The following is a 7,159-nucleotide window of genomic DNA, read 5'->3' on the forward strand; positions in this document are numbered from 1 at the left end:
CCAATGCGGAAGGCCGTGGTGGGTGTAACCGGAGCGGCAATCACATCTACCTGTTGAAATGCGTGTTCAAAATCCTGCCGAATGAGAGTACGGACTTTTTGGGCCTGCCCGTAATAAGCATCATAATAACCTGCCGAGAGGGCATAGGTGCCCAGCATAATCCGGCGTTTGACCTCAGCGCCAAAACCTTCCGAGCGGGAGCGGTTAAACAACTCGCTGAGGGTTTCGGCTGCGGCGCGGTAACCAAAGCGCACGCCGTCATAACGCGCCAGATTGGCAGAGGCCTCTGCCGGGGCGATCAGGTAATAAACCGGCAGCGCATATTCGGTGTGCGGCAGGCTGATTTCCTGTACTGCTGCACCCAAATCCGCCAGCGTTTGAATGGCAGCGCGTACCTTCTCCTCTACTTCCGGCTGCATGCCGGGCAGGAAATATTCTTTGGGAACGCCGATACGCAATCCGCGCAGCATTTCCGGACTGGGAGGCTGCCAGTCGGCGGCAGGTTGTTCGATGGTTGTAGCATCCAGTGGGTCAAAACCGGCCATCGGCCAGAAGAGAATGGCAGCATCCTCGGCGCTGCGTGCCAGCACACCAACCGTATCCAGCGATGAGCCGTAGGCCACCAGCCCATACCGGGAAACCCGCCCATAGGTGGGTTTGATGCCGGTTACGCCGCAGAAGGCAGCCGGCTGACGGACACTACCGCCGGTGTCGGTGCCCAGTGCGGCAGGTATCATGCGGGCTGCTACGGCAGCAGCCGAGCCGCCGCTGGATCCACCCGGCACACGCCGGGTATCCCATGGATTGAAGGTGACCCCGAAAGCCGAATTTTCGGTGGATGAACCCATGGCAAACTCATCGGTATTGGTTTTACCCACAATCACCACGCCGGCATCCAGCAGCCGCTGGACTGCGGTGGCCGTAAAGGGGGGGATGAAGTTTTCCAAAATGCGCGATCCACAGGTACAGCGCACACCGCTGAGGGTGAGCAGGTCTTTGACGGCAATTGGCAGGCCCAGGAGCGGGGGAAGCGGTTCATCGGGGTGGCGGCGGGCTGCCATGCGGCGCGCATCGGCAGCTCGGGCATTCTCCAGCGCTTTTTCAGCCGTGAGGGTGATAAAGGCGTGGACTGTGCCTTCCAGCCGCTCAATTTGCGTCAGGCAGGCACGGGTCAGCTCCTCACTGGAAAGCGAGCCGTTTTTTAACGCCGTTAAGGCTTGCCGGACTGTCAGATTGTGTGGCTTTTCCATCCGTGTTACTCCAGTACCGGCGGAACGCGAAAATATCCCTGATGGGAATTCGGTGCATTTGCCAGAATTTTATCCCGCGAAAACGGCGCGTGGGGTTCGTCCTCTCGCAGGCGGCTGCGCGGCGGCAGAACGCTGGAGGTGGGAGGAATATCGCGGGTATCCACCTGCTGCAAACGGGCAGCGTATTCCAGAATTGCAGAAAGCTGCTCGCGGAAGCGGATTTTTTCTTCTTCGCTCAGCTGCAGGCGGGCGAGGTGGGCAATGTGTTCAACTTCTGCCAGAGTCAGACTCATGCCGCGTATTATAATAGACAGTATGACTTCACTGCAACCAAAACGCGCCCCATCTGTTTGTCTTTTGGAGGGAGGGAGAGGATGAAGGAACCGATTTCCGTTGAATTTGCCGGGCGTTTACGGCAGTATTTCAAGAAAGGCAACGTCCTGATGGTATGGCTGTGGCGATTGGGACTGGGAAAGCACATCAACATCGCTCCCAGGTACGCCGGGCAGATCATGGTGCTGGAACACAGCGGAAGGAAAAGCGGTAAACGCTACCGTACGCCGGTGAATTACGCAATTGTGAACGGCGAAATTTATTGTGTGGCCGGTTTTGGCCCGGTATCAGACTGGTACCGCAACATCATCGCCAATCCACAGGTGGAAGTATGGCTGCCGGATGGCTGGTGGGCCGGGCTTGCCGAAGAAGTGCTGGATGCCGATTTGCGCCTGCCGATTTTACGTCAGGTGCTGATTGCCAGTGGTTTTGCGGCGCGCTTGTTCGGGGTGGACCCGCTCAAACTCAGCGATGAGGAACTGGATCGTTTGACGCGGGATTACCGGCTGATCCGGATTCGCCGAACGGTTGCCCGCACCGGTGAAGGCGGGCCGGGCGACCTGGCATGGATCTGGCCGTTGACGACCTTCTTCCTGCTCTTTCTGCTGCTCAAACGCCGTCCCCGCAGACGTTGAGGTAACCAGCGTGCCTGAGAATCAAACCGCTATCCCATTTTGGAAACGCAAATCACTGGAGGAGATGACCCCTGCCGAGTTGGAATCCTTGTGTGACGGCTGCGGCTGGTGCTGTCTTTATCGCATCGAGGATGAGGAAAGCGGAGTCGTGTTGACCACCGCAGTTGCCTGCCGCCTGCTGGATTTGAAAACCTGTCGTTGTAAGGATTACCCAAACCGCTTTGAAAAAGTCAGCACCTGCGTACGAATTACCCCCGAAACCGCGCGCACGTATACCTGGCTGCCGGAAACCTGTGCTTATCGGCGTCTGGCGCTGGGTAAAGACCTGCCCGACTGGCACCCCCTCATCACCGGTGACCCGCGCAGTGTGCACCGCGCCGGTGCATCGGCCCTGGGGCGGGCAATCTCCGAATTGGGGGTAGATCTGGACGATTTGGAAAATTACATCTTAACCGAGGAGTGAAATGAGCTCTCAGCTGGTTCCGTTCTTAATTGAAGCCAAACGTCACACCTACGCTGCCGGTCTGGCGGCAAAAGTGGAGTCTCTGCTGCCGGGCAGCATTCAATTGGAATACCGTTCCGGCGATTGGTTTTACCGGGATATTTATTTTGGTGAAGAATTTTTTGCCGGACAGGAGATGGTGTACTACCGCAACCGGCCGTGGTGGTCCATGGTGTATGCCGGCGGCGTGAAACTGGAAGAACCGCCTCCCGACCAGATTTATTCGTTTTTACGCCGCGCCTTGCTTATGGTGGATGCGCAGGTGCCGTTCCGCGGGCCTGATTCGTTCGAAGAGGGTGATTTCCGTTACGCCTGTGCATGGCGCGGCACGGTTGAGTGGTTCGAAGGAATGGAAGTCATTTTTCACCGCGAGCGGATTGCCTATCAGTTGACTTTCAGCGGAGGGATGATCAACTGAGCAGGAGCGCGGTGCGGCGCATTTTGGCGCTGTCTGGTTTGATTATAGGGCTGGGGGGAATGTTCATAGCGCTGGCGGGTTTCCCGCTGGTGCGTTCTTTGATGGATAGTCTGGCAGCGGATGGAGCAATGGAAGCCTTTACCCCCCAGCGTCATTTGCTGTTGCGCCCGGCGCTTGGTCTGGCAGCCCTGACCGCTCTGCTGCTGGTGTGGATGGATGACCGCAAGCCGCACTGGCTGGGTCGGGGTATTCGTTTTTTGAAAGCAGGATGGGATGATTTACGGGCCGCTTTCCGCCCTGCTGCGGCTGAGCGGGGCGAATGGTTGCGTCTGGGGTTTTTGATTTTACTGGCATTTGTCCTGCGCATTCCCTTTCTGGATCAACCGCTGGGTCACGACGAAGCTTACACCTACATTGGATTTGCGCGCCGGTCATTGTGGGCGGTGATCAGCGATTATCATTTGCCCAACAACCATGTTTTCCACACCCTGCTGGTTCACATTGTGACCCGCCTGCTGGGCAATGCTCCGGCGGTCATGCGTCTACCGGCGTTTGCTGGCGGGGTATTGAGTGTGGCAGCCGCCTACGCTCTGGGGCGAATCTGGTATAACCGCCGGGCGGGCTGGCTGGCAGCCGGGCTGATCGCTGTAACCCCCTTGCTGGTGGGCGGCTCAGCCGATGGGCGCGGATATACCCTGCTGGCGCTGTTCAGCCTGCTGGGGTGGGTGCTGGCTACTTATTTGAAAACCAATCCCAACTGGACGGGCTGGCTGGGGCTGACTGTGTTGGGCGCATTGGGTTTTTATACCGTACCGGTCATGCTCTATCCATGGGGGGCAGTGTACCTGTGGATGTTTCTTTCCCTTTGGGTTGAACCGCAAATTTCCGCGGCTTACGGCGGCTCTCGGCGTTACCTTCTCGTGCTTTTTCTCAGCGGTCTGTTAACCGGCATTTGGGTTTATTTCCTTTACCTGCCGGTTCTACTGGTCAGCGGGGCGCAAAGTTTATTTTCCAACCCGTTTGTCCAGCCGCTGGGGTGGGATGTGTTTTGGCCCACTCTGTGGACGCGGTTGAACGAAACCTGGCATGAATGGCAAATGGATGTGCCTGTCTTGCTGAGCGCACTGGCGGTGCTGGGTGTGGTGCTGGAAGCCATCTTTCACTGGCGTGCCAGCCGTCAGCGGGTGCCGGTTTTGTTGCCGGTTTCGCTGTGGGTGGGGTTTCTGTTGATTGTTCAACGTCCCAATGCGTGGCGCAAGATATGGCTGTGGCTGCTGGTGCTGCTGCTGGTGCTGGCAGCGGCTGGCTGGGCGGCGTTTTTGGACTGGCTGCGGCGAAGAAGGGCATGGCATCCAGCCGCAGCCCAATTACTGGTGCAGGGCGTACTGGTAGCCCTGTTGCTCCTGGCGCTGCCATGGGCGTGGCAACGCGGCAGCCGCCTTGCCGTGCCGGCCGCCGCCGAAAGGACGGCAGATTGGATTGCTGCGCGTCTGGATGAGCAGGGAGCCGTGGTGGCGGATGGTATGGATGCGCCGCCACTGTGGTATTACCTGCTTCGCGCCGGCGGCGAAGCGGCGTGGTTCGATAAACTCAACCAGCGCGAAACCATCAGTCAGGCTTATGTCGTGGTCAATGCTCAGGACCCACAACAAAGCCTTGAATCGATTATTCGCACGACTGCAAACTGGCGCAAGCCGCTCGAAGAGCAGAACTGCCGGTTTGAAACAGAAATAGAACCCTATCGAATTTACCGCTGTTCAGACCCTTAGAAGTATAAATCGGCGGCGGTTTGGGGTTCCAGCTGTTCGTTGATCAGCTCATCGAGTTCGTTCATAATCTCCAGCTTGCGGCGGACAATGTAATTTTCCAACCAGCGGGTTTGTTCCTCGCTGGGGAAAATCCGCACTCCCAGGTACAACATGGTTGTGCCAACCCGGCGCCTGCAAACCACCTGGCCGTGAATGTCAATGGGTGTGGTGGGGGTCAGATCAAAGCGTAAATCCACCGGTGTGTTGACCAGTACATCAAAATGGGGCTGATCCCCAATGTAAAGCATCAAACCCGCGCCATGCAGTGAAATATCCCGCAAGGTTGCCGAGTAGATACGGTTGTGCAGTTTCAGCATGACCTCGATGGGGCGGTCGGGTTGGACGCGCTGCTCCATGCGGTCGAACCAAAGGTTGCCGTTGAAGGAAAAATCACTCAGTCTTAATTCCTGCGGGTGGGTATTAAGGAGTTGCGGTTTGGCGCGCACCGTTTCCGGCAGCACCCGTGAATAGAGGTAAACGGGGTCTCGCAGAGTCAGGCAAACTTGCAGACGGGGAGCGCGGAAAGTGATAGAGTCCACCCCAATTTTGATTGGCTCAATGCGTTCGATGAAGTGTACCCCTTTGTAGGTGCTGACCAGGTTGAGCGGCACGCGCTGGAAAGCCAGCGATTTGACCGCTTGTAACGCATCATTCAGAAATGGGTATGACATCACAACCACCTCCCTGAAAATCTGGTAAAAAAATGACCCTTGCTGTAAGCAGGGTCACCTGGAATGGATCAGCAGAGATGCTCAATCAGGCGACCCGGTGACGAGCGCAACGAATAAGAACGAATAACGAAACGTGGAAACTGGGTGGTATGGACAACTTCTACTCCACAATCATAGTATAGCAAAAATTCGCTTCAATTTCTATCATTTTCCCTGAATTTTTAAGATTAAGGTTTGTTAATTTTCCTGTTTCGGTCACAGGACGGTAAAGTTTTATGGTGAAACTCTCTTAATCATCTGTTAGCCAATTTATAACGCTGCTTTAGCCATTAGTTGAACACACCTTAAACACGGCAGGGATACTTAAATTTGGAAACATTGTCTCAAAGACTGGCAGTGGAGGATGTGGCCGGATGGCAAAGAGAATTTTGCTGATTGGCGGATCGCTCAATCAAACCATGATGATGCATCAGATCGCCAAAGCATTACCCGAACACGAATGTGTGTTCACTCCTTTTTATGCGGAGGGTGTAATGAGCTGGGCAGCCGAAAAAGGGCTGCTGGATTTCACCATTCTTGGCGGGCGGCATCGCCGCGAAACGGAGGCATACCTCCGGCGTCATCATCTTCCGGTTGATTTCGGCGGGCAGCGGGGGAATTATGATCTGGTGGTAACCTGTACCGATTTGATTATTCAGCAGAACATCCGCCGCAAACCGATTGTGCTCGTACAAGAAGGAATGACTGAGCCGGAGGGTTTGCGTTACCAGCTGGTCAAAGACCTGCGCCTGCCGCGCTGGCTGGCAAACACAGCGGCTACCGGCTTATCCAACGCGTACGAGGCTTTCTGCGTTGCCTCGGCTGGATACCGCGATTTGTTTATTCGCAAGGGAATCCGGCCGGAAAAGTTGTTCGTCACCGGCATCCCGAACTACGACAATGCCCGGCAATACCTGAATAATGATTTTCCTTATCACGGTTATGTGCTGGCAGCCACCTCTGCCAGCCGTGAAACCGGAAAATTGCACAACCGCCTGGCTTTCCTGCAGCGGGCATTGCAAGTTGCCAACGGTAAACCACTTTTTATCAAACTGCACCCCAATGAAAATTTTGAACTGGCGATGCTGGAAATCAAGATGATTGCCCCACAGGCAACCGTTTTCACCGAGGGTAATGTTCATCACATGATTGCCAATTGCGATGCGCTGGTAGCCGAAAATTCAACCGTCATTTACACGGCGCTGGCTTTAGGTAAACCGGTGTATGCCGAGGTAGATGTTGAGCAGTTAAAGCGGCTGCTGCCGCTTCAGAATGGCGGTACTTCTGCCGAAAAAATTGCCAATGTCTGCCGTTATATTCTTGCCCTGCCGGAGCGGAAACGCCGCCGCGTGATGCGTCGTTACCGCTTGCAGCTGGCCCGTCAGGCTTTGCATAGTTAACGTGAGTTCGGGTTATGTTCAAAATCCGGCAAGTAAAGCAATTACCCCCTCCCGCCTCCCCCTAAATCGCTGGGGCGATTTAGGGGGAGGTGCAGGTGGGGGT

The 7,159-nt window shown here is 55.9% G+C and carries 8 protein-coding genes; 5 read left to right on the forward strand and 3 right to left on the reverse strand.

Features of this window, described 5'->3' with window-relative positions; all coding sequences use genetic code 11:
* Together gatA and gatC are read right to left on the reverse strand one after the other, a co-directional pair.
* The coding region (gatA, locus tag VAE48_RS05435; RefSeq protein ID WP_322792304.1) for an Asp-tRNA(Asn)/Glu-tRNA(Gln) amidotransferase subunit GatA at positions 1-1,250 on the reverse strand (1,250 nt) is incomplete at its 3' end.
* Positions 1,251-1,255: 5 nt separating this feature from the next.
* Complete coding sequence (gene gatC, locus VAE48_RS05440; RefSeq protein ID WP_322792305.1) at positions 1,256-1,543, reverse strand: Asp-tRNA(Asn)/Glu-tRNA(Gln) amidotransferase subunit GatC; 288 nt, start codon at positions 1,541-1,543, stop codon at positions 1,256-1,258.
* An 81-nt stretch (positions 1,544-1,624) separates the two neighbouring features.
* On the opposite strand from gatC, the gene VAE48_RS05445 reads away from it, so the two are divergent.
* From VAE48_RS05445 to VAE48_RS05460, 4 genes are read left to right on the forward strand one after another with little or no spacing between them, the layout of a single operon-like run.
* Positions 1,625-2,218 carry a nitroreductase family deazaflavin-dependent oxidoreductase gene (locus VAE48_RS05445; protein ID WP_322792306.1) on the forward strand — a complete coding sequence of 198 codons (594 nt, stop codon included), beginning with the start codon at positions 1,625-1,627 and terminating at the stop codon, positions 2,216-2,218.
* Between the two features lie 10 nt (positions 2,219-2,228).
* Entirely contained in the window at positions 2,229-2,681 is a 453-nt protein-coding gene (locus VAE48_RS05450; RefSeq protein ID WP_322792307.1) for a YcgN family cysteine cluster protein, read from the forward strand.
* A 1-nt stretch (position 2,682) separates the two neighbouring features.
* A complete protein-coding gene (locus VAE48_RS05455) occupies positions 2,683-3,138 on the forward strand; it encodes a DUF5680 domain-containing protein (RefSeq protein WP_322792308.1) in 456 nt (151 codons plus the stop codon).
* 11 nt (positions 3,139-3,149) lie between these two features.
* Positions 3,150-4,907, forward strand: coding sequence for a glycosyltransferase family 39 protein (locus tag VAE48_RS05460; protein WP_322792309.1), 1,758 nt, complete (start codon positions 3,150-3,152; stop codon positions 4,905-4,907).
* On the opposite strand, the gene VAE48_RS05465 is transcribed toward VAE48_RS05460, so the two are convergent.
* Entirely contained in the window at positions 4,904-5,617 is a 714-nt protein-coding gene (locus VAE48_RS05465) for a PilZ domain-containing protein (RefSeq protein WP_322792310.1), read from the reverse strand. The two genes, VAE48_RS05460 and VAE48_RS05465, sit on opposite strands and share 4 nt — an antisense overlap.
* A 413-nt stretch (positions 5,618-6,030) precedes the next feature.
* Here VAE48_RS05465 and VAE48_RS05470 point away from each other — a divergent pair, with 413 nt between their 5' ends.
* Complete coding sequence (locus VAE48_RS05470) at positions 6,031-7,056, forward strand: hypothetical protein (protein WP_322792311.1); 1,026 nt, start codon at positions 6,031-6,033, stop codon at positions 7,054-7,056.
* The last annotated feature ends 103 nt before the right edge of the window (positions 7,057-7,159 follow it).

Origin of the sequence: Bellilinea sp. (assembly GCF_034432615.1) — a bacterium.
Lineage (GTDB): Bacteria > Chloroflexota > Anaerolineae > Anaerolineales > Anaerolineaceae > Bellilinea.

Excerpts from the sequence above, each read along its gene's own strand:
- gatC (WP_322792305.1), bottom strand. The coding sequence starts at position 1,543 with ATGAGTCTGACTCTGGCAGAAGTTGAACACATTGCCCACCTCGCCCGC.
- VAE48_RS05445 (WP_322792306.1), top strand. The coding sequence starts at position 1,625 with ATGAAGGAACCGATTTCCGTTGAATTTGCCGGGCGTTTACGGCAGTAT.
- VAE48_RS05455 (WP_322792308.1), top strand. The coding sequence starts at position 2,683 with ATGAGCTCTCAGCTGGTTCCGTTCTTAATTGAAGCCAAACGTCACACC.
- VAE48_RS05465 (WP_322792310.1), bottom strand. The coding sequence starts at position 5,617 with ATGTCATACCCATTTCTGAATGATGCGTTACAAGCGGTCAAATCGCTG.
- VAE48_RS05470 (WP_322792311.1), top strand. The coding sequence starts at position 6,031 with ATGGCAAAGAGAATTTTGCTGATTGGCGGATCGCTCAATCAAACCATG.